At 58.3% G+C, this 18,305-nt stretch carries 25 protein-coding genes and 1 tRNA gene; 15 read left to right on the top strand and 11 right to left on the bottom strand.

Going from position 1 to position 18,305, the window contains the following annotated elements; all coding sequences use genetic code 11:
- Nucleotides 1-136: 136 nt before the first annotated feature.
- Complete coding sequence (phoR, locus tag FHT70_RS25440; protein WP_097601847.1) at nucleotides 137-1,357, bottom strand: phosphate regulon sensor histidine kinase PhoR; 1,221 nt, start codon at nucleotides 1,355-1,357, stop codon at nucleotides 137-139.
- 240 nt (nucleotides 1,358-1,597) lie between these two features.
- Between phoR and ppk2 the strand changes: the two genes are divergently transcribed.
- Nucleotides 1,598-2,479 carry a polyphosphate kinase 2 gene (ppk2, locus tag FHT70_RS25445; protein ID WP_183705639.1) on the top strand — a complete coding sequence of 294 codons (882 nt, stop codon included), beginning with the start codon at nucleotides 1,598-1,600 and terminating at the stop codon, nucleotides 2,477-2,479.
- Between the two features lie 24 nt (nucleotides 2,480-2,503).
- On the opposite strand, the gene FHT70_RS25450 is transcribed toward ppk2, so the two are convergent.
- Nucleotides 2,504-3,697 carry a regulator gene (locus FHT70_RS25450; RefSeq protein WP_183705641.1) on the bottom strand — a complete coding sequence of 398 codons (1,194 nt, stop codon included), beginning with the start codon at nucleotides 3,695-3,697 and terminating at the stop codon, nucleotides 2,504-2,506.
- 287 nt (nucleotides 3,698-3,984) lie between these two features.
- Here FHT70_RS25450 and FHT70_RS25455 point away from each other — a divergent pair, with 287 nt between their 5' ends.
- Entirely contained in the window at nucleotides 3,985-4,944 is a 960-nt protein-coding gene (locus FHT70_RS25455; RefSeq protein WP_183705643.1) for a nitronate monooxygenase family protein, read from the top strand.
- A 118-nt stretch (nucleotides 4,945-5,062) separates the two neighbouring features.
- Nucleotides 5,063-5,138 (top strand) — tRNA-Thr (locus tag FHT70_RS25460).
- Nucleotides 5,139-5,171: 33 nt separating this feature from the next.
- Here the strand turns inward: FHT70_RS25460 and FHT70_RS25465 are convergent.
- Entirely contained in the window at nucleotides 5,172-5,609 is a 438-nt protein-coding gene (locus tag FHT70_RS25465) for a hypothetical protein (RefSeq protein WP_183705645.1), read from the bottom strand.
- Nucleotides 5,606-6,472 (bottom strand): hypothetical protein, encoded by an 867-nt coding sequence (locus FHT70_RS25470; protein WP_183705647.1) that lies wholly within the window; start codon nucleotides 6,470-6,472, stop codon nucleotides 5,606-5,608. Before FHT70_RS25470 ends, FHT70_RS25465 begins: the two co-directional genes overlap by 4 nt.
- A gap of 118 nt (nucleotides 6,473-6,590) precedes the next feature.
- Here FHT70_RS25470 and FHT70_RS25475 point away from each other — a divergent pair, with 118 nt between their 5' ends.
- The gene (locus FHT70_RS25475; protein WP_183705649.1) at nucleotides 6,591-6,830 is read left to right on the top strand and encodes a helix-turn-helix transcriptional regulator; all 240 of its coding nucleotides are present in this window, start codon (nucleotides 6,591-6,593) and stop codon (nucleotides 6,828-6,830) included.
- A gap of 14 nt (nucleotides 6,831-6,844) precedes the next feature.
- On the top strand, nucleotides 6,845-7,204 hold the full coding sequence (locus FHT70_RS25480; protein WP_183705651.1) for a hypothetical protein: 360 nt from the start codon (nucleotides 6,845-6,847) through the stop codon (nucleotides 7,202-7,204).
- Between the two features lie 75 nt (nucleotides 7,205-7,279).
- Here the strand turns inward: FHT70_RS25480 and FHT70_RS25485 are convergent, their stop codons facing one another.
- Entirely contained in the window at nucleotides 7,280-7,876 is a 597-nt protein-coding gene (locus FHT70_RS25485) for a hypothetical protein (protein ID WP_183705653.1), read from the bottom strand.
- A gap of 186 nt (nucleotides 7,877-8,062) precedes the next feature.
- On the opposite strand from FHT70_RS25485, the gene FHT70_RS25490 reads away from it, so the two are divergent.
- The 5 genes from FHT70_RS25490 (at nucleotide 8,063) to FHT70_RS25510 (ending at nucleotide 10,118) form a co-directional block, all read left to right on the top strand.
- Complete coding sequence (locus FHT70_RS25490; RefSeq protein WP_183705655.1) at nucleotides 8,063-8,296, top strand: hypothetical protein; 234 nt, start codon at nucleotides 8,063-8,065, stop codon at nucleotides 8,294-8,296.
- A gap of 273 nt (nucleotides 8,297-8,569) precedes the next feature.
- Nucleotides 8,570-9,052, top strand: coding sequence for a hypothetical protein (locus tag FHT70_RS25495; RefSeq protein ID WP_183705658.1), 483 nt, complete (start codon nucleotides 8,570-8,572; stop codon nucleotides 9,050-9,052).
- A 16-nt stretch (nucleotides 9,053-9,068) separates the two neighbouring features.
- Nucleotides 9,069-9,563 (top strand): hypothetical protein, encoded by a 495-nt coding sequence (locus FHT70_RS25500; RefSeq protein ID WP_183705660.1) that lies wholly within the window; start codon nucleotides 9,069-9,071, stop codon nucleotides 9,561-9,563.
- 15 nt (nucleotides 9,564-9,578) lie between these two features.
- Nucleotides 9,579-9,869 carry a CopG family transcriptional regulator gene (locus tag FHT70_RS25505; protein WP_183705662.1) on the top strand — a complete coding sequence of 97 codons (291 nt, stop codon included), beginning with the start codon at nucleotides 9,579-9,581 and terminating at the stop codon, nucleotides 9,867-9,869.
- Between the two features lie 51 nt (nucleotides 9,870-9,920).
- Nucleotides 9,921-10,118: a hypothetical protein gene (locus FHT70_RS25510; RefSeq protein WP_183705664.1), complete on the top strand. Its 198-nt coding sequence runs from the start codon at nucleotides 9,921-9,923 to the stop codon at nucleotides 10,116-10,118.
- Between the two features lie 362 nt (nucleotides 10,119-10,480).
- Here the strand turns inward: FHT70_RS25510 and ligD are convergent, their stop codons facing one another.
- Nucleotides 10,481-11,536: a non-homologous end-joining DNA ligase gene (gene ligD, locus FHT70_RS25515; RefSeq protein ID WP_183705666.1), complete on the bottom strand. Its 1,056-nt coding sequence runs from the start codon at nucleotides 11,534-11,536 to the stop codon at nucleotides 10,481-10,483.
- A gap of 181 nt (nucleotides 11,537-11,717) precedes the next feature.
- Here ligD and FHT70_RS25520 point away from each other — a divergent pair, with 181 nt between their 5' ends.
- The 5 genes from FHT70_RS25520 to FHT70_RS25535 all read left to right on the top strand — a co-directional run bounded on the left by FHT70_RS25520 (nucleotide 11,718) and on the right by FHT70_RS25535 (nucleotide 14,068).
- Complete coding sequence (locus FHT70_RS25520) at nucleotides 11,718-12,875, top strand: acyltransferase (protein ID WP_183705673.1); 1,158 nt, start codon at nucleotides 11,718-11,720, stop codon at nucleotides 12,873-12,875.
- Between the two features lie 93 nt (nucleotides 12,876-12,968).
- Complete coding sequence (locus tag FHT70_RS25525; protein ID WP_183705675.1) at nucleotides 12,969-13,169, top strand: hypothetical protein; 201 nt, start codon at nucleotides 12,969-12,971, stop codon at nucleotides 13,167-13,169.
- 1 nt (nucleotide 13,170) lies between these two features.
- A complete protein-coding gene (locus tag FHT70_RS25530; RefSeq protein ID WP_183705677.1) occupies nucleotides 13,171-13,482 on the top strand; it encodes a hypothetical protein in 312 nt (103 codons plus the stop codon).
- Nucleotides 13,479-13,697, top strand: a complete 219-nt coding sequence (locus FHT70_RS30495; protein WP_246721970.1) for a hypothetical protein — start codon at nucleotides 13,479-13,481, stop codon at nucleotides 13,695-13,697. The genes FHT70_RS25530 and FHT70_RS30495 overlap by 4 nt, the downstream gene beginning before the upstream one ends.
- On the top strand, nucleotides 13,694-14,068 hold the full coding sequence (locus FHT70_RS25535) for a thermonuclease family protein (protein ID WP_183705684.1): 375 nt from the start codon (nucleotides 13,694-13,696) through the stop codon (nucleotides 14,066-14,068). Before FHT70_RS30495 ends, FHT70_RS25535 begins: the two co-directional genes overlap by 4 nt.
- Nucleotides 14,069-14,090: 22 nt before the next feature.
- Here the strand turns inward: FHT70_RS25535 and FHT70_RS25540 are convergent, their stop codons facing one another.
- The 5 genes from FHT70_RS25540 to FHT70_RS25560 all read right to left on the bottom strand — a co-directional run bounded on the left by FHT70_RS25540 (nucleotide 14,091) and on the right by FHT70_RS25560 (nucleotide 18,281).
- Nucleotides 14,091-14,453 carry a hypothetical protein gene (locus FHT70_RS25540; protein ID WP_183705686.1) on the bottom strand — a complete coding sequence of 121 codons (363 nt, stop codon included), beginning with the start codon at nucleotides 14,451-14,453 and terminating at the stop codon, nucleotides 14,091-14,093.
- A gap of 493 nt (nucleotides 14,454-14,946) precedes the next feature.
- The gene (locus tag FHT70_RS25545; protein ID WP_183705688.1) at nucleotides 14,947-15,294 is read right to left on the bottom strand and encodes a DUF1515 family protein; all 348 of its coding nucleotides are present in this window, start codon (nucleotides 15,292-15,294) and stop codon (nucleotides 14,947-14,949) included.
- 15 nt (nucleotides 15,295-15,309) lie between these two features.
- Nucleotides 15,310-16,902, bottom strand: coding sequence for a hypothetical protein (locus tag FHT70_RS25550; protein ID WP_183705775.1), 1,593 nt, complete (start codon nucleotides 16,900-16,902; stop codon nucleotides 15,310-15,312).
- A 384-nt stretch (nucleotides 16,903-17,286) separates the two neighbouring features.
- Nucleotides 17,287-17,568: a hypothetical protein gene (locus tag FHT70_RS25555; protein ID WP_183705690.1), complete on the bottom strand. Its 282-nt coding sequence runs from the start codon at nucleotides 17,566-17,568 to the stop codon at nucleotides 17,287-17,289.
- Nucleotides 17,568-18,281 (bottom strand): lysozyme, encoded by a 714-nt coding sequence (locus FHT70_RS25560; protein WP_183705692.1) that lies wholly within the window; start codon nucleotides 18,279-18,281, stop codon nucleotides 17,568-17,570. The genes FHT70_RS25555 and FHT70_RS25560 overlap by 1 nt, the downstream gene beginning before the upstream one ends.
- Nucleotides 18,282-18,305: the final 24 nt, after the last annotated feature.

Consider the following 18,305-nt stretch of genomic DNA (forward strand, 5'->3'; position numbering starts at 1 on the left):
CCGGGCCGATGAGGCCTAAAGCAGCACACACGACAGAATGAAAACTGTCAGGTATCATCCCGGTCCAAAATGTCGATCATCAACCCGGTCGTTCATCCGCGGTACGCATCGCTTATCGCTCGCGTCGCGTACCACGCTAGAACCGCACCGTAAAATCGGTGCCCTTGCCTACCTCGGACTTGACGATCAGCCGGGCGCGGTGGCGGGTGAGGATATGTTTGACGATGGCAAGGCCGAGGCCGGTGCCTTTCTTCGAGCGGCTGTCCTCGATGCTGACGCGGTAGAAGCGCTCCGTCAGACGCGGCACGTGCTCGGCCGGGATGCCCGGACCCTTGTCGATGATGCTGACCTCCACCGGGGCGCCGGCGCCGTTCTTCAGCCAGACGTCGACGATCTTGCCTTCCTGACCATATTTGCAGGCATTCTCGATCAGGTTCTCGAAGACCTGGACAAGCTCGTCGCGATCCCCCAGCACCTCCACCTGGCCGTCGGGCAGATGCAGGTTGATGTCGACGCCGACATCCCTGGCGAGCGGCACCAGCGAGTCGCGGACATGGCCGAGCAGCGGCACAAGGTCAACCTTCTCGTCCGGCGCGATGTGCGATTTCAACTCCAGGCGGGAGAGCGACAACAGATCATCGACCAGCCTGCTCATGCGCGTCGCTTGATCGAGCATGATGCCCAGAAACTGCGCCTGCGCCTTCTGATCGTTCTTCGCCGGCCCCTGAATGGTTTCGATGAAGCCGCGCAATGAAGCAAGCGGCGTGCGCAGCTCATGGCTGGCATTGGCGACGAAATCCGACCGCATGCGGTCGATGCGGCGGACCTCAGATATATCGCGGAAGGACAGGATGAAAAACCGCTCCCGCTGGCCCTCGGCCTGGAATTCGACAGGCGCGCTGCGGACGATATAGACGCGCTCGGACGGCAGCCGCTCGGCATGCTCGATCTGGTTCGGCGCGTTGGTGGCGATAGTCTCGCGCACCATGTCGAGCACGCCGGGCGAGCGCAGCCGGGCCGATATATGCGCGCCGAGCGCCACCTCACCGAAGGCCTTTTCGGCGGCAGGGTTCTGGAACAGCACCGAGGCGTCGTCCGACAGCACCATGGCGGGAATATCGAGCCCGGCAAGTGTGGCGGAAACGTCAGGCAGGCGGCTTGGCGGTACTTGCGGCTCCGCTGCCGCCGGCTCGACGGGTTCCGCCTTGACGACAGGCGCCTCCTTGAACAGCGCGGTCAAGATCATGACGAGCAGGAGAGCGAGCACCACCCACTTGTTCATCCCGGCGGCAAGGGCGGCAAGCGCGCTGAGGATGGCCGCAAGCAGCACCGGACGTTCGCGCCGGATGCGCGCCAGCAGGCTTTTTCTCCAGGGGGTTTCGTCTTGCAAGTGGGCCTCGAGGCGTCGATTCGTTTTCTCTATATTGAACTCTGCCTGATAGCGGCAATTCATGACAGAAGTTTTCGGCTGGCGCCGGTCAAGCGAAAGACTTCAGCGCAGGCTCGGGAAAAATCACCGGCCAAAAGCGAAAGATTTGATTTTCAACGGCAAATATGTTCGCCTACGGCAAGAGGACCACCAGCGCAGGAGGAGCATATGGGCGAGACTGTCGAAAGCAGGGCGGTGGAGCTCGATATCCGCGGCAAGAAACGCATCTTCGACGTCGATGATCCGGTCCTGCCGGACTGGGTGGAGGAAAACGCCCTCGAGTCCGGCGGGTTTCCCTACAAGAAGAAACTCAACGAGGAGGACTATCTGGAGCAGCTGGAAAAACTGCAGGTGGAACTCGTCAAGGTGCAGTTCTGGCTTCAGGCGACCGGCAAGCGGGTGATGGCGCTGTTCGAGGGGCGCGACGCGGCCGGCAAGGGCGGCGCCATTTCGGCCTCGTCGGCGCATATGAACCCGCGCCTTGCGCGCGTCGTCGCGCTCGCCAAGCCGACCGAGCGCGAGCAGGGGCAATGGTATTTCCAGCGTTATGTCGCGCAATTCCCGACCGCAGGCGAATTCGTGCTGTTCGACCGCTCCTGGTACAACCGCGCCGGCGTCGAACCGGTCATGGGCTTCTGCACGCCGCAGCAATATGAAGGTTTCCTCAAGCAGGCGCCGCAGCTCGAAAAGATCATTGCCCATGAGGGTATCTTCTTCTTCAAGTTTTATCTCGATATCGGCCGGGAGATGCAGCTCAAGCGTTTCCATGATCGCAGGCACGATCCGCTGAAAGTCTGGAAGCTGTCATCGATGGATGTCGCGGCGCTGACGAAATGGGGCGATTACAGCGAAAAGCGCGACCGCATGCTCAAGGAAACCCATACTGATTTCGCGCCATGGACCGTCATCCGCGCCAATGACAAGCGGCGTGCGCGTCTGCAGCTCATTCGTCACATGCTCGACAGGATGGACTATGACGGCAAGGACAAAGCGGCACTCGGCGAGATCGACGAGGAGATCATCGGCTCCGGTCCCGGATTCCTGAAATAGGCCGCAGGCCGCTGGAAAGAGACGTCACTGCCCCGGCAGGATGCGGATCGCGAACAAGTTGATGCCGCGCGCCTTGCCGTCGAGATCGCTGTTGATGACAAGCGTACCGGGCGAATTCGGCGCCAGCGAGCGGTCGAAGCTCACCTGCAGCAGCGCATCCGACTTTTCGCGGGTGACGCTGAAGCGATGGCGGGCGCAATTGCCGAGCGACTGGAAATTGCATTCGACCGTCACCTGGGTCGGCTCATCGGTGGTCGATTGCAGCGTCAGCGCGATGGTTGAGGATTTGCCGGCGAGCTGCTGCAGTACAGAGGCGGGAACACTGACCGAAATATTGCCGTCAGCCGCACCGCTTTCGGAAATCAGGCGCACGGCCGGCCCGTCATTCTCAGTGATCTTTTCGGTGCGCGCCCGCGGGCCGCTTTTGATCTTGTCGACCTCGTCCGGCTTGAACACCGGGATCCAATCGGCCGAAAAACTATTCTGCGGATCGATGGTCACCGGCTGATCGGTGTGGGCGGCCGCATTATCGGCGCTGTCGTCATTGCCGGTGAAATCCTCCGGCTGGGTGCTGGCCGGCGGATTGGCGACGCTGGTGTCGCGCTCGGCCGCCGTCAGGAGCAGGCCCGACGTATAGGCCCACCAGGCGCCGATGCCGATGAAGGCGAGCAGCACACACCAGACGAGAAGCCTCGAGAAGAACTTGCGAGGCTTGCGGCGGCCGGCCGCCCGCTCCGGACGGAAATCCATGTTGGCGGCGCGCTGGCCGCGCGCGAGCCGCTCGTCGCCGACCGGGGCGGCGGAGAGGTGATCGGCATTGCTCGCATGCACATCGTCGAGCCTCGACTCGTCGCTGCGGTGCATGATCACTTCGGGCGCGCGGGTCTCGCCTGCCGCCACCGGGCTGTCGATCAGGCTGTCGATATCGGCCACATCGCCACGGCGAGCCGGCGGCATTTCGACGACGGGCGGCACAGGCACTTCAGGCGGTCTCTGGCGCGGGTGAAGCCGGTCGCGCTCCTCGCTTTCGATGGCGTGGATGGTGGTTTCCAGGCGATGGCGGTGATGGGCGACGGCATCGGCATCGGTGATATCCTGCTTGCGCAGGCCGGCTTCCAGCGCCTGGCGGGCCGATTGGTAGATCCTCGCTCGAACCTCCGGATTGTCGCGATCGGCATTTTCGAGCGCTGTTCTGATGGCCGTTTCTAATCCGCTCACGTCAAGTCCTTCACTTCGAACCCGGCATCGGACTGCCGTCCCCGCCGTTCTCCATCAAAATTCGGTAGCGGCAAGCGCGGCAAACCGCAAGCCTTGCAGCCCCGCCCGCCGCTGATCGGCGGCGATAATCGCCAGCTTTCGCGGCTCCCGGGGCTTACCTTGCCCGCCATCTCTGCCTGATATATCGGCGCGAAATCGACGAAGGCGTGGCGGCCGCTCTTTTATCGGCTTTTCTTCTCTGTTATGAGATTTGACGTTTTCGTAAACGTCATTGCGAGCGGTAAACCATGGCCCTGCCCCCGATCCTCAAGGATAAACTCAGATTGCCGGTGATCGGCTCGCCGCTCTTCATCATCTCGCATCCGGCACTGACCCTGGCGCAATGCAAGGCGGGCGTCGTTGGTGCCTTTCCGGCGCTGAACGCCCGGCCGGAAAGCCAGCTCGACGAATGGCTGGCCGAGATCACCGAGGAGCTCGCCCGCCACGATGCAGCCCATCCGCAACGGCCGGCCGCACCCTTTGCCGTCAACCAGATCGTCCACATGTCTAACAAGCGGCTGGAGCACGACCTCTCGCTCTGCGTCAAATACAAGGTGCCGATCGTCATCTCCTCGCTCGGCGCCGTGCCCGAGGTCAACGCCGCCGTGCATTCCTATGGCGGCATCGTGCTGCACGACATTATCAACAACCGCCACGCCCATTCGGCGATCCGCAAGGGCGCGGACGGGCTGATCGCGGTGGCTTCAGGCGCCGGCGGCCATGCCGGCACGCTGTCGCCCTTCGCGCTCGTCCAGGAAATCCGCGAATGGTTCGACGGGCCACTGCTGCTTGCCGGCGCAATCGCGACCGGCGGCGCCATTCTGGCCGCAGAAGCGATGGGGGCCGACATGGCCTATATCGGCTCGCCCTTCATCGCAACGCAAGAGGCGCGTGCCGCGCCCGCCTACAAGCAGGCGATCGTCGACGGGGCAGCCAACGACATCGTGTACTCCAACTATTTCACCGGCGTGCACGGCAACTATCTCAAACCCTCGATCATCGCCGCCGGCATGGACCCGGACAACCTGCCCGTCGCCGACCCCTCGAAGATGGATTTCGAGCAGGCCACCGGCGGCGCCAAGGCCTGGAAGGACATATGGGGCAGCGGCCAGGGCATCGGCGCCGTCAAGGCCGTGGAGCCGGTGGCCAAGCTCGTGGACCGGCTGGAGGCCGAATACAAGGCCGCCCGCGCCCGCCTCTCGCTCTGAGGGTCTTCCACCCCGTCCCCTCTTTTTTGCCAAAGGCATGACAGGGTGCTTGAAATCTTCAGACAATGCCTGTATCAGCGCCATGCAAATCGCGGGCCGCACGCTTCGGCCGCCAAATGCCGCTTTAGCTCAGTCGGTAGAGCACATCATTCGTAATGATGGGGTCACGTGTTCGAGTCACGTAAGCGGCACCATTCCATTCTAAAAAAGCGTTATTTTCCATGTGGCTAACGCGGATTTCCAATTTTGAATCCCCACCGGTATCCACCTTTGGTTTCTTGCTGTTGTCTTGAGTGATTTAGCTCAGACAGCATCGTTCTGGCTATCAAGGTGCCGGTCCCGTCGAAGCCAAGCGGTCCTTCTTCGTTATCGATGGGCGCCATCAATTGTTCGGCTGCGTCCCGGATGGGGGCGCATGAGCCCGAAGGATTGGACCAGCCAAGCGTTTCCTCGGCGTCGCCTCCGTCCTCATCGTCAGCATCATCAGACTCAAGGTCATAGAGGCAATGATTGCCGACATACAGCGGCGCGCTTCCGATGGAGGGTTCCAGGTCGCCGTTGTCTTCGAGATCTGGATCCCCGTCGAGGAGATCCAGGAGCCCGATCAATTGCTCTATGCAAGCCTCAACGATTTCACGCTGCAGCTCCTGAACCCGCGGGCTCATACGGCAGCCCTCCCAGCGACGTCAGCCACTGAGTCGACGAACCGAGCGAGTTGACCAAGAGGGCCGGGGTCAAATTCCGTTGCCTTGATGAGCGCGGCTGCAGTGACGGCGAGGGCGTCAGCTTTCATCCCTAAGCCGGCCAGAGTGCGAGCCTGGCATTGCGAGACGTCATTGGCTGCCGCCAAGAGGCGAGTATCAGCTTTGGCCACACGCAGCGTTGCAGCATCAGCGCCTGAAACCTTCCGAAGACGCGAGGTCTCCGCCTCGTACCGTTCGGCAAGTTGGATGCGCAGTTCGCACTCCTTGATGGCCTGGATTCTGTACGCTCGATTGCGCGCCAGAGCCTTTTCGGTTCGCCCCTTTGGAGTAGATCGGCTCCACCTTTTCAGGAGTTCTCTCTCTTCATCGGCTGTGCGAAGGGCGAAGCACGTGTTCGGGTTTCCCCGGCGGAATTTCGGCGCCAGCCTCTTCGTCAACGCACTTGTATCTCGGACGAGATAGCGGCCGATGATGTCGCGCTCAGCTGGCCCGGGGTACCGACCGTCCTGCGCGTTCGCCCCAAGCAGTAACTCCTCCGGTGCCAACGGCCACTGATGCCGCCACTCGTCCGCCAACCACTCCAGCTCATCATGAGCCCTCTTCAGTTCCATACAGGCAGCGTCAAATTTTTGGTACGCTGTCACCAGTTCCGGGTTCTCAGCCCGATCGGCACGCGATTGGGTCTGGACAACATCGGCGCCTTGCGCGTTAGGCGCAACAGTGATTGCGGCGGCAGTCGACGCGGCGGCGATACCGAAAAGAAGGGTACGGCGGATAGCGCAAGGCAAGCCTTCGGCGGCTGCCGGAATTGGGGGGTTCGGCATCTTCGATCTCCAGTAGCTCAGATATTAACTATCGCTATTAACCTAGTTATCAAAACTAGTTTTGTCAAACAGAAATTAGGTGCTATAACTAGCTTTATCGTTTTGAAGGATAGGTTTGATGCTTACGACCGGTAATCAGTTAAAAGCCGCACGGATTCTGGCGGAAATAGAGCAGAAGGAACTCGCCGAAAAAGCCGGCTTGAACGTCAACACGATTCGGAACATGGAGAGTGTGGGAAACCGACCGATCGCCGGCCGTGCAGCAAACGTTCAGGTCGTTCAACGCGTCCTTGAGGAAGAGGGTATTGAATTTCTAAACCACGGTCGCCCGGGGGTCCGTATGATTGGCAAGGATTAATTGTTGGAGCAACGATGATTGAATTTACCAGACAAGTTAGCGAGCTGACGTTGACGTTCGATATAACGCCTGCAGATGACAGATCTCTCGAAGACATTTCCTTCATGTATCTGGTCTCCATGAAATTCGACGGTAAGTTCCCAGACGGCAAAATTTGGAACGCTGTCGAGAAGGAAACCTCGATCTTGGAATTTGTCCTGAAGTTTAATTCATTTGAAAATCTGGATAATGCAGCCGCGCACTGCCGCAGAAATCTCTCAGAGGGCGCAGTTGTAGCAGATTACCGCGGCGCCCTGGATAGAGCCGACCCAAATCGCAGGAACGCCAAGCGTATACTTAGATCCGCTGCCCCCGCAAAGCTTAAGAGAAATTGACCGCATGAGATCAGCCAAGGAACGTGGCAGATCGAACTGAAGGTCAGGTGGAATCCCCGCAGCATACGGCAAAGGTCATGTTGCATCGCCCGGCCACTCTACCACAAGCTTGCCTTCCAGGAGCTCAATAGCTTTCACAAAACGATTGTAGTCCGGCGTCCTGTAGCGCCAGTTTTGATGCGCAAAATAGTCCTTTGTTCTGAACTCCTGATCGAGGTCAGAAAGCGAATAATTAGCCTCGAACAGCTTCGCAAGCACCCCGTCGATCGGCGGATTGCCTGTCGGCTTGAATGGCTTCCTTTTCCGGCGAAATCCATGGTACCGAGCAACTTGCTGAATATTCACCCATTTCGAATGGGGGAACGTCGCGCAAATTTCCGCAATAGTCGCTGCAGGATAAAGCTTGCGAAGCTTTGAAATCTCGGAAGCTGACCAGATATGCTGCGGTTTTTCCCTTAGACCCATATTTCTGCACTGCGCGCGGATAGCAATCCTCGATCGGCCAGGTATTGCCTTTCTGATGGCATCGAAATTCGGCCATTTATCTTCGATGATCTTTCGTTCGTCCTCGGTCCAGAGCTTATCACCGTTCATGGTGTATCCCTCCTTCTTGATCCGATTTCTGACGCGAGCGGCGGAAGCTGCGTTTCGCGCAAAATGAGAAAGCGACATGGCCCACCTCCTAGTGCTCGACCTTCAAAGCACACGACAGGAAAGGCTAATCACAAAGAGGGTTTTCCACCATTTCCACAGCTGATGAGGCTCTATGGGCACTGATCTTGCAAGCCATGCGAGTGGTGATACCGTGTCACGGAAGGCGACAAACTGCAGGAATAGGCAAGCATCGACGAGGGTTAGATGGCAAAGATCATGGTCTACCAAGTCCAACAATACGACATCACTACTGATAATGTGCAGATTTCTCGCAGATGGTGGACAAAGGAGGGTGCCGCGAAATTCTGCTTCCAATTGATCGAAAGTAGCGGCGTCGAAATTGAGGAGCCCGATCTAGAACCAGGGGAGCAGTGGACGCCAATCGGATATGTGCCGAAGGGTAACGGTGACGGAATTCAGCGGCACGTCTTTCCGTGATGCCCGCATGGGAGTGATGCCTTAACGATGCCCGACGCCGCCACCCTCCTCGAGGACGCCGCCGATCGTATTGCCGACGTCTCCCGGCGAAAAACTTCTCGGCCGCGAGCCTCATGCATCCCAGAGGTGCGTTAACGATACATTATGATGCAATTTGACGTGGAACCGAATTCTGCGATTGTTGCACCGGGCGACTGAGGGGTTGCCCGATCTGGAGTTCGATCGCTCGGCGCACCGAAGCAGTGGACTCGCGAAAGAGGTTGGGGCGGATCCATGAAACTACCTGTATTGCTCGCGCTGGCTGCCGGCGCTCTGTCATCGTGTGCGGCGTCAAGCTCGATGCGCACAGCTCAGAACGAAGTCATCATCAAAACACGCGCGGCGCCAATCTGCGGCGACACGGGCGCGATGAAGGTGGCAGCAAAGCAAGCTGCGATCGAGACAATCAAGGCCGGCTATGACCGCTACATCATCGTCGGACAGGCAGGCGCTGATACAACTCGCGTTGTTCAGATGCCCGGTTCCTATACGACGACTGGCACAGCAACGATGTACGGAAATACCGGGTATTACAGCGGCAATACCGTCTACAACCCAGGCCCGACATTCGTGACAGGCGGGCACAATCAGGATCTCGCTGTCCGCATGTTCAAGGAAGGTGAGCCGGGGAGCCACAATGCGCTCTCGGCACGCGAAACGTTAGGGCCGAAATGGGAGCTTATCGTTCGTGACGGTATAAACACCTGCGCAGGATAGCGGGTCGGAGGGGGATTTGCGCACTTTTGTTGTTTGGCTGTTTTATATCTGCGTCGACTTGGCGATTGCTTCAATAGCCACATTGTCGAACGATCAGCAGCCGTTCCTACCATTCCTATTTACACTTGCGGTTTTATGGATCCTGCCACTAGCGATAGGCATCCTGGGGCTCCTGAAATTCTGGATGGCGTACTGGCTGTTCTGGAAAACAAGGATGACCCGCTTCTACAAAGCGGAGATGTATAAATTCAAGTTCCCGGCCAGCCACGGACACTTCGCCTGGAACGAGTATCTCGATTTCGTGATGACAGATTCGGCAAGTGATCAGAAGACGGTGATGAAAGCCGGTTTCTTTTCTGGCGAAATCGAGGGCTTTAGAACAACACGTCCATACACGACGTTCCTCGCAGCTCAGTCCTGCCTTGAGCACGCGATGAATGAATACCAGGCGCCTCCATCGAAGAGCGGACTTTTCAAAGCTGAAAACGATACGAGCAGTGACATTTTATAGGAGTTCTGGCGTGTTATGACCAAGCCCGACGCCGCCACCCTCCTCGAAGACGCCGCCGATCGGATCGCCGATATCTCCCGAGCGGATCTTCAGATCATGCTCCGCCGCGCCGCGCTGCTGTTGCGCAACTCCGGATCGATCGCCTTCGACGACGACGTTGAAGAAGCGCTTCGGGATTTATCGGGCGAGTTCGGCAAGACGCGCAACGATACCGTCCGGTTCATCGTCCGGGAGTGGATGGAGAAGAACACCTATCTGCCGGTGCACGAGCTGGACGAAGATGGCGATGTTGATGGGAATGCCTGAGCCGCGTTACTCTTGATGCGCCCAAGTGCGAACCTGGAACGGAGCATTAGCATGCCAACCCTCGCGCAGATGACCGGATCACTGCACATCCACAATTTCTATATCGGAAAGTTGAAAGCTAAGCAGGAGCAGCTTTTCGAAAGTGACCCTGACCTGGCGATGCTTCTCGATAATGTGTCCGCCATTCTGTCCGAGCACGCAGTGGCGTTGGCCGAAGACATCGCCGACATGGAAGACGACGATACTTGAAAGGCCACCCTCAGCTGCTCGGAAATAATAACCGGCAGAAGGCGGTGATCGATGTTCTTGAACTCTGCGCCCTGGTCGCCAAATATTATGAGGCGCAATTCCGAGGCTAATGAACATGACGAACTATGTAGAAACAAAGCGTTTCCACTGTTCAAACGCTGAAGGTCGAAATTACACTGTCATTGAACAAATACGGACGTCTCAGCAGTCCGTAAGCCCAAGGATCGACTACGTCACTGACGACGGGGAAATCGCGGAGCGCCTTGAAGATGGCAGTTTCCTGCTCCTTTTATCCAACGAGGTAATTCGCGTTTCTTAGGTGGCGTAAGGGTAGCGAAAGAGGCTCTTCTACCTACCCTCGCCTACGGCTCCAGTTGAAAGATTTCGGCATTGTCCTGCTCCTCCCTCAGTCCCTTATATGAGGGATGGCGCAGCTTCCCGTCATGTGTCCAAGCTCTGTATTCGATCTCAGCGACGAGTTTCGGTTTGATCCAGATCAGGTCCTTGCGCCGGCCGGTATATCTCACCGCTGGCGCTGCCACCTTGATCTTGTCCATCGCAGCGCGAAGCTCCATTGCCTGGTTGGCCTTGAAGCCGGTTCCGACCGATCCGACATAGACAAACTGGCCGGCTTTCCGAGCCGCAAGCAGCAGCGCGCGGATATTCCCAAATGCCGAGCTGGACCTCTGGTAGCCGACGATGGCGAAGCCGCCGCTCTGGATGCATTTGATCTTCTGCCATTCGCCACCGCGCCCGCCGTGATATGTGCTGTTCCGGTCTTTCGCTATAATGCCTTCAAGCCCATGCTCGCAGGCGATCCGGAAGAGTGTGTCTCCATCAGCTTCGATCTCCTCGGAGAGACGAATGGCCTCCTCCCCGCCGGGCGGCACTATCCCCTCGAGGAGATGGCGCCGGGCGGTGAGCTCTGTCCCGGTGAGGTCGTGGCCGTCGAGGTAGAGCAAATCGAAGGCCATCAGGACCGATTCCCACGATGTCCGCTTGCCACCCTTGCCGCCAAGCGACTGCTGAAGCTTGCCGAAATCCGATCGGCCCAGCTCGTCAAACACGACGGCCTCGCCATCCAATATTGCTGTTGAGACGGGAAGGCGTTTTGCCGCGGCGGCAATGGCAGGAAAACGGTCTGTCCAGTCATGACCGCCACTCGTCAGAATTCTCACACCCTTCGGCTCGATGTGAACGGCCAATCGGTAGCCATCCCATTTGACCTCGAACTCCCATTGCCGACCCTTCGGCGGCCGCGGCTTCAGCAGCGCAAGGCACGGATCGATGCGCGCCGGCATCGGGTCGAGGGTGAGCTGATGCTGAGCTGGGTCACGCTTCTTACGCGGGCGGCTGCGGATCGGCGCTTCGGCGTCACCGAGCAGCGGCTTTGAAGGCTTGCGAGGCGGCTTTGTCATGCCGTTACTTCAGCAGCAAGGACTTAAAAAGCAATTTACCAAGAATGATTAACGACTTGAAATCCCTACGTGCGGGGCCGACGGGCGCTCACACGTGGATTGCGGAATACGGCGAAGCTGGATGGCTCTTAGTGACCGTTCATGATATGCGGCCAGAATCAAACTAGAGGATAGCCGTGGGATGATGGAAAGCGACCGACTGGTGGTGCTGGACAGTTGGAGGGGCATAGCCGCACTGGCAGTTGTTTGTTTTCATTTCCGGAAGACTGCAGGTCTTAGCGGAATAGCTTTGTTCAACGGGATGTATATGTTCGTTGATTTCTTCTTCGTCCTCAGCGGGTTCGTTATCTGCGCGGCATATTCGAAGAAGCTCTCAGAGGGATATAGTGTCAGCCGTTTCATGTGGCTTCGCTTCGGGCGCGTCTACCCACTCCATCTCGCCGTCCTGATTGCGTTTATCCTTCTGCAGGTCACGGTTGTGTACCCGAATACAGGCGATTGGTTCCCGGCACCCTATCAGAGCTGGGATACGATTGGAGCCAACCTCCTATTGATACACAGCCTGAATGTCATCGATTCACTGACTTGGAATTTGCCAAGCTGGAGTATCAGCGTCGAATTTTACACATACCTCATCTTCGCGCTGGCCGTGGTCTTTTCCGGTCGGCTATTCGTCCCCCTTTGTTGCGTGGCGGCGATAGTTGCTCCGCTTTTTCTCTTGCTGCTGAACAATGGAAAGTATCTCGACGCGACCTCTACCAATGGCATCGTTCGATGCGTCTATGGTTTCGCGATCGGCTGCATTCTTCAAGCTTTGTATCGCCGCACACACAGAGTGCAGGAAGCCATCGCCAGCAATATCTGGACAGCTACAACGCTGGAGATAGTAGTCGTCGGATTGTCAGCGATTTTCCTTTGCGCGGCCGGGTCCAACGTTCTGTCACTCGCGGCGCCTCTAGTCTTTGCTATCTCGATATTCGTATTCGCGGCCGAAGGCGGCCTAATCAGCAAAGCTCTCCGACTGAAACCCTTCGTTTTCCTAGGTAGCATTTCGTATTCGGTCTATATGGTTCACATGTTAGTGCTGATGTGGTGGCTGTCCTTCTTCCGAGGTGTGGCGCACAAGCTCGGAGGCGCTGATTTTTACCAAACGATGTCTCAGGTTCTGCGCGATTACATATTCCTACGCGAAGAAAATTACACCGGCTTGGCCCTTTTGCTGCTGATGGTCGTTGCTGTAAGCGCCGTCACATACAGGCTGATTGAAGAGCCTTGTCGAAGAGCTTCGCGAACGGCCCGTCTGTTTACTCCACAGACCACCGCCACTAATGCCCTCTGAGTAAGGTGGCTATTGACTCGGCCGCGCGCGAGAACATAATAAGAACATCGGCGATGCGGCCGCCAATCTGAAAACTGAGTATGGAGCACGGATATGCGCGAGCAGCCGATCGGCGAAGCCATGATTGATGATGAGATTGCGGAGGTGCTTGCCTATCACCGAGGTGACGCGCACGCGGCGATAGAAACTCTTCTGGCGGACATACGTCACCTTCGCTGGCAGTTGGTGCTGACCGAAGGCGCTATGGGCCGAGGCATCACGCGCGGGTGGCGCCCGAGCTACGAGCGAGACTGATATGCTTGACCGTCCCCAACCAAAAGTTACCTTCGATGTGGCATTTAACGACTGGTGGCGGTCGCAGCCGGGCTCTTTCCGAGACAGCGTGAGCCCGTCGACTGCGCGCGCCTGCTTTCGCGCAGGATATACCGCCGGCAAGCACGCCTCCGAGCGCCGTTTCGTCTTCAGAGCTGGCCGCATGCAGATTACGGTCTGGGCGACCGGCGCCATGGAAGCCAAGAGAAAAGCCGAAACTGAAGCTGATTTTCGCGCGGCTAAGAACGGATGGCCGAAGCCGAAAGCGGGCTGGCAACTCCAGGAGGTCAAATGAGCGACATCGACAGGTGTCCGAGGGCCCCAGACCTCTACGTCCATTATTGCGAGCACCAAGACTGCGATAATTGGGGAAGCTGGGGAAATAGCCCATCGGCCGCCGTGGCGACACGATGGTGGTGCTTTGAGCATTTCCCGCATAGATCTTTCGAACAGGAGCAGGCGCTGAGACGAAAGCTCGAGGCTGCGGAGGGTGGAACGACCGTTCAATGATTGCTGGATTGATACTATGCGCCTCGCTGACGGCCGTCGACGGCGACACGGTCAAGTGCGACGGGCAGAACTTGCGACTGCTGGGGGAAGGTGTTCCTTTCGTCTCCGGCATCGACACGCCGGAGGTAGGATCGCACGCGAAGTGCATGAAGGAACGGAAGCTGGCGCTGATCGCCAAGGGCAGGCTGAAAGAGATGCTGGCTGAAAAAGGTTTGCGGGTGATGTTCAGCGGCGCAGTCGACAAGACGCCATCGCACCGGCCGCTGGTAAACATCTATCGAATGAACGGGGAAGAGATCGGGAAGAAGCTGCTTACGGAAGGATTCGCTCGAAGCTGGAGTTCGAAGCAGCGCAACGACTGGTGCGATTAAGCCAACGGCTCAGGGCCCTGCTTCAGGCTTCAATATCTTCCACTTCTCCGTCTGACTTTTCCGCAACTGCTCCAGCGCCCTTGGTTATCGCGTTGGTGGGGTCAACACCACGTCCGAGGCGATCGAGGAACAATGGAGCGCTCGCGCCCATATAAAGAGCAGTCGTGGGATTTGCAGCCTCTAGGAACGTCGGGATGGCGCCCGCGGCTAGCGCCATCAGCAGCCGGATACACAAATAAAAAGGCTGCTTGTAGCGCTCTGGGCATCGGCCATCCAGATCCTGAGTGGACTTCCAGGCGGCGCCGATTTCGACGAAAATGCTGCCAAGAAACCCCATACTAAAGGTAGACAACTCGCCAATCAAAGGAAGAGATATGCTTGTCACCCTATGCGTGTCTCGAATCCCGCATATCGCGCGCAGACTTGCCGCCCATACGCAGATAGGAGATGTAGGGGTTGAGAGACCGCGCAAGCCGCGTCGCTCGTTCGCTTTCGTGACGACGGCGAAGAATGATCAGCGCCGCGTTCAACCCGACGAGTGCAACCGAAATGCTTACCCATGCCAAGAAAGCAAGGTTCACAAATTTTGCCAAAACATCCATAGGATCTAAACCCCGTTCACGGGCACATTATCGCCATAGGATCTTAACGTTCGTTGAACGATAATGTTGCTCCTCCCACAACTTCGTGTCGCAAGTAGACGGCTTGTTGTCAAGCTACACATCTGGGTAATACCCGTGTCTTGCGCGTGGCATGCGCTCAATTAACGCATATATTGTCCACCATCAGCCCGACTTCAACGGCTTTCGGAATGAATCGTGGGATACTTACTGCTGCGACCTACCTCTCTCAGAATCGCGGCTGTTTTGATCCCTGCCCTACCGGTGCAAATATTTCATCACCTGATCAAATACGCCGGCAAGGCTGACACCAAGTGCAGTGCCGCCCACCCCGACAATCCCGAGAGCGCCGAGACCCATCAGCTTCCATCTGCGCACGTCATCGGTCACCGGCCGCATTTCTGAAATATCCTCCTGAACCGCAGCGACATTGCCTTCCACCTTCCCGACCCTGTCGACAAGCTGATCAAGCCTTCCGTGCATCTGCGACCGGCTCGTGTCGGATTTGATTTCCGATTGCCGGAAAGCATCCCGGAGATTGCGGACCTCTGCGAGGAGTTCTCCCATCTGCTGGTGCAGGCGCGGGTCGAAGTCGGATGGGTTCATGCTTATGCCTCTGGTTTAGGGGTAGAATTTCAGCTTCTCGGATTGCGGGATCCGGCTCACGGTTCTGAGGACATGATAGAGCGCGGGGTGAATGAAGTCCGCCGCCGTGTAGGCATGCCCCATCAGCAACGCATTATCCTGCACGTTGGTAGCAAGGACTTCGGCGACCCTGAAATCAGCCGTGCCGTCGCCATAGTCGGTCTTTTTCTCGACCAGCGTCCGGCTTGTAAATAATCCGGGCTGGTATTCAAACATGACGCGCGCGCCCTGCGGTATGCTTGAGGGAACCCGCATGGTGTCCCAGGTCGTTACGCCGTCTTGGTTGCCTGGATGCCCTGTTATATTACCCAAAGGGAAGGTCTCAGCGGCGGGCGGTTTAGTCGGATCAACGTCCGACATAAACGCCGGGAACACGTCTATGGTCTTGTTGTAAGCCGCGCTCGCCAGCACAAGCGCATTTGCCGCTGCCAACACCGTGCTCCATTGTGCTGTCACGGTATACGCCGCCACGGTTCTCCCGGAGTCACCCGAGCCAACGGTAGGCCACATGGTCACGCCGACGATATGCGTTCCAGCGCCGTAACGTCCGCGCACGCGCGTTCCGGGAAGAGCTGTCTTGGCGGCCGCCCAGGTCGACGCTACGGTGGCGTTAGTGTCGTTTCGACCTGACCAGTCAAGGACAAATGTCCATATCGGTTTGCCACCGTTGAACGTCGTGGCGATAGCGTCGATCATGTCCCAACGCTTGAGTGCATTGGTTGCCAGCTCTTGCGCCGACTTTGAGCCTGGCACACCCATTACCAGCGGGATAATGCTACCCTGCGCAGAATCGCGTTGGTCGAGCCAGCGCCGGCCGACACCCAAATTGCGCCGCTCGTCCGCAGAAGCGGCAATCTCCTGCCGTTCAAGCAAGCTGTCGGCCAGGACCAGAGGAACCGGCCGGCCGTCCCATCCCTTTGCAAGGACCATGCAAGGGCCGTAGGCCATCTGCTGAGAGTTGGTGGCGTTACCGACCGTGTTGTAAAGCGTATCACTGTCGAGCGCCGCCGTAGAAGGCCCATTGGCCGCCGCCAGGGCGCGAATAGACGTCAGGTCGGCCGCGCCCCAATATTTCTCTCCCCGGTGGCGCTGGCAGCGATAGGCGGCGGCAAAGGTATTCCCGACCGTGCCGTGATAGACGGTGCGAACGCCGAAGATAGACCAGGCCGGCAGAGCCGAGGGCAGCGTGACTTGACCGTAAACAATGCCGGTCGCCGCGGTGACCGTCGCGGCAGCAACACCGCTGAACAAGATCGGGTATTCCGTGCCATCTGGATGGATGAAGAACACTTCATCAATCAGCATATCGGCGTTGGGCGACTGCGTTTCTTGCGGCGCGTTCCCACCTTCGGTCAGCGCAAAGCCGACAAATGGGATAAGAAAATCATTCGTCGGATAGTCCGGTGAACCAAAGAACAGCTTGGAGCACTGGTAGTTTAGCCCCGTCTGATAGGTCCAAGGCGTCGTTGTGCTGCCTGTGGGCCAGCGTGTGCCGGTCGCCGCCGGCATGTACCGATTGGGATCAGGAACCCATGTCGGATGTCCGGCTCCACTTGGAAGCGTGTTCATGCTCGACCAGTTGGCAACACCAGCTGATGCGGCATATGCGGCCATAGCGCCGTTCAGTTCGGTGTAGCTTGTCCCCAGCGCATAGTTGATCCATGCCAGAAGACGCCCATTGAAGCCGCCAACATTCGGGATTCCCACCATATCAAAGAGCGCCGACCAGTCGCCTTCGTAGCTAAGTGATGTGCCGGTGAAACTGCGAACTGCAGCCTGCCGGTCGCCCTGTGCGCTCGTCATCGTGTCTTGCCTCGCATTTGTTGCTACTTGCGGCAGGCCGTATCCTGACGGCATTGCTGATTGTTGGAAGCGATGGCTGGCCCGGCGGTCGGATCTTGCGAAGCCAGGAAAGCCGTCTTGGGATCGGAGAAGCGGGTAAACTGGTAGCCGCTACCGTTGATCGCATTGGTCTGCTGGCAGCCCGCTATCGCGCATGAACACGCGGCAACGCTCGAAAGCAGGAAGATTCCTGAAATTCGCATTGTTCTTCTCCAGGGTGTTGATGCGATCGAGCGCTTCCTTGGCCGCCTTGATCTGCTGAGCCTGACGCTCGTCGCGAGCACCGATCCATTTGACCGGGTAGAAAGCTGCGGCGGCGCCGAGGACGAGCCCGAGCGCCAGGACGGCCGGGAGTTTGAGACTGTCGGGGATGAACCTGCTGATGACTTCCATCAGTTTTTCACCCGATCCCAGACATACAGGCCGATACCAGCGATGCAGGCGAGGACGAGCACACCGGCAAGCGCATAGGCGAGCGGTCCATCATGGGGGACGAACTGGAGCGCTCCCGTAGACGAGACAGCGGTGATCGTGCTGACGACCTTGCCGTTGATAAGAGGGGCGCGCTGCGGCAGCGCTGGCGTGCCGCTGGATTGAATATAGCCGCCCTTGGCCCACAAACCGGCCTCTGCCGCCCTACGGTTCACCAGGCCGTTGCTGACGACCTTCTTGCCGTCGATCGTCGTCTTGTTCCACTTTGCCAACTCGCCAGGCACGGCGGCGTAGTTGCCGGCGTTCAGTTTCTTCAGCAGCGTCGACGACTTGAAGGCTCCGATACCGGCATTGAAGGCGAACATGACGAGGGCGCCGAACTGGTTATCGGTCAGATCGACCTTCACCGATGTTGCAACGGCGCGCTCGCAGGGATCGAGGTCACTGCGGAGCCAGACGAGCGCCTGGTCTTCGGAGATGTCGGGGGCACCCGGATAAACGGCCGGCCCGGTATGGCCGTAGCCTTGCGTCGCCGTGCCGCGGATCTTCATCCCCGGCCGCAGCCGCGTCTTCTTCAGGCCAGGCTTGGGATCAGCATCGTCATATACGAAAGGAATGAAGAACTCCCACTGCTTGAGCGCAGTTTCGGTCGTGGCGTTGACTTGTCGCGCCATTGGGCATGCTCCAAATTGTGAGGG

The sequence above is a fragment of the Rhizobium sp. BK049 genome (assembly GCF_014193135.1).
Classification (GTDB): domain Bacteria; phylum Pseudomonadota; class Alphaproteobacteria; order Rhizobiales; family Rhizobiaceae; genus Rhizobium.

Bases quoted from the DNA above. Each gene is read 5' to 3' on its own strand.
- FHT70_RS25555 (WP_183705690.1), bottom strand. From the start codon at position 17,568: ATGGAAGTCATCAGCAGGTTCATCCCCGACAGTCTCAAACTCCCGGCC.
- ligD (WP_183705666.1), bottom strand. From the start codon at position 11,536: ATGACAAAGCCGCCTCGCAAGCCTTCAAAGCCGCTGCTCGGTGACGCC.
- FHT70_RS25525 (WP_183705675.1), top strand. From the start codon at position 12,969: ATGCGCGAGCAGCCGATCGGCGAAGCCATGATTGATGATGAGATTGCG.
- FHT70_RS25455 (WP_183705643.1), top strand. From the start codon at position 3,985: ATGGCCCTGCCCCCGATCCTCAAGGATAAACTCAGATTGCCGGTGATC.
- FHT70_RS25465 (WP_183705645.1), bottom strand. From the start codon at position 5,609: ATGAGCCCGCGGGTTCAGGAGCTGCAGCGTGAAATCGTTGAGGCTTGC.
- FHT70_RS25495 (WP_183705658.1), top strand. From the start codon at position 8,570: ATGAAACTACCTGTATTGCTCGCGCTGGCTGCCGGCGCTCTGTCATCG.
- FHT70_RS25550 (WP_183705775.1), bottom strand. From the start codon at position 16,902: ATGAACACGCTTCCAAGTGGAGCCGGACATCCGACATGGGTTCCTGAT.
- FHT70_RS25545 (WP_183705688.1), bottom strand. From the start codon at position 15,294: ATGAACCCATCCGACTTCGACCCGCGCCTGCACCAGCAGATGGGAGAA.
- ppk2 (WP_183705639.1), top strand. From the start codon at position 1,598: ATGGGCGAGACTGTCGAAAGCAGGGCGGTGGAGCTCGATATCCGCGGC.
- FHT70_RS25470 (WP_183705647.1), bottom strand. From the start codon at position 6,472: ATGCCGAACCCCCCAATTCCGGCAGCCGCCGAAGGCTTGCCTTGCGCT.
- FHT70_RS25475 (WP_183705649.1), top strand. From the start codon at position 6,591: ATGCTTACGACCGGTAATCAGTTAAAAGCCGCACGGATTCTGGCGGAA.
- FHT70_RS25510 (WP_183705664.1), top strand. From the start codon at position 9,921: ATGCCAACCCTCGCGCAGATGACCGGATCACTGCACATCCACAATTTC.
- FHT70_RS25485 (WP_183705653.1), bottom strand. From the start codon at position 7,876: ATGTCGCTTTCTCATTTTGCGCGAAACGCAGCTTCCGCCGCTCGCGTC.
- FHT70_RS25480 (WP_183705651.1), top strand. From the start codon at position 6,845: ATGATTGAATTTACCAGACAAGTTAGCGAGCTGACGTTGACGTTCGAT.
- FHT70_RS25505 (WP_183705662.1), top strand. From the start codon at position 9,579: ATGACCAAGCCCGACGCCGCCACCCTCCTCGAAGACGCCGCCGATCGG.
- FHT70_RS25535 (WP_183705684.1), top strand. From the start codon at position 13,694: ATGATTGCTGGATTGATACTATGCGCCTCGCTGACGGCCGTCGACGGC.
- FHT70_RS25520 (WP_183705673.1), top strand. From the start codon at position 11,718: ATGATGGAAAGCGACCGACTGGTGGTGCTGGACAGTTGGAGGGGCATA.
- FHT70_RS25490 (WP_183705655.1), top strand. From the start codon at position 8,063: ATGGCAAAGATCATGGTCTACCAAGTCCAACAATACGACATCACTACT.
- FHT70_RS25560 (WP_183705692.1), bottom strand. From the start codon at position 18,281: ATGGCGCGACAAGTCAACGCCACGACCGAAACTGCGCTCAAGCAGTGG.
- FHT70_RS25530 (WP_183705677.1), top strand. From the start codon at position 13,171: ATGCTTGACCGTCCCCAACCAAAAGTTACCTTCGATGTGGCATTTAAC.
- FHT70_RS30495 (WP_246721970.1), top strand. From the start codon at position 13,479: ATGAGCGACATCGACAGGTGTCCGAGGGCCCCAGACCTCTACGTCCAT.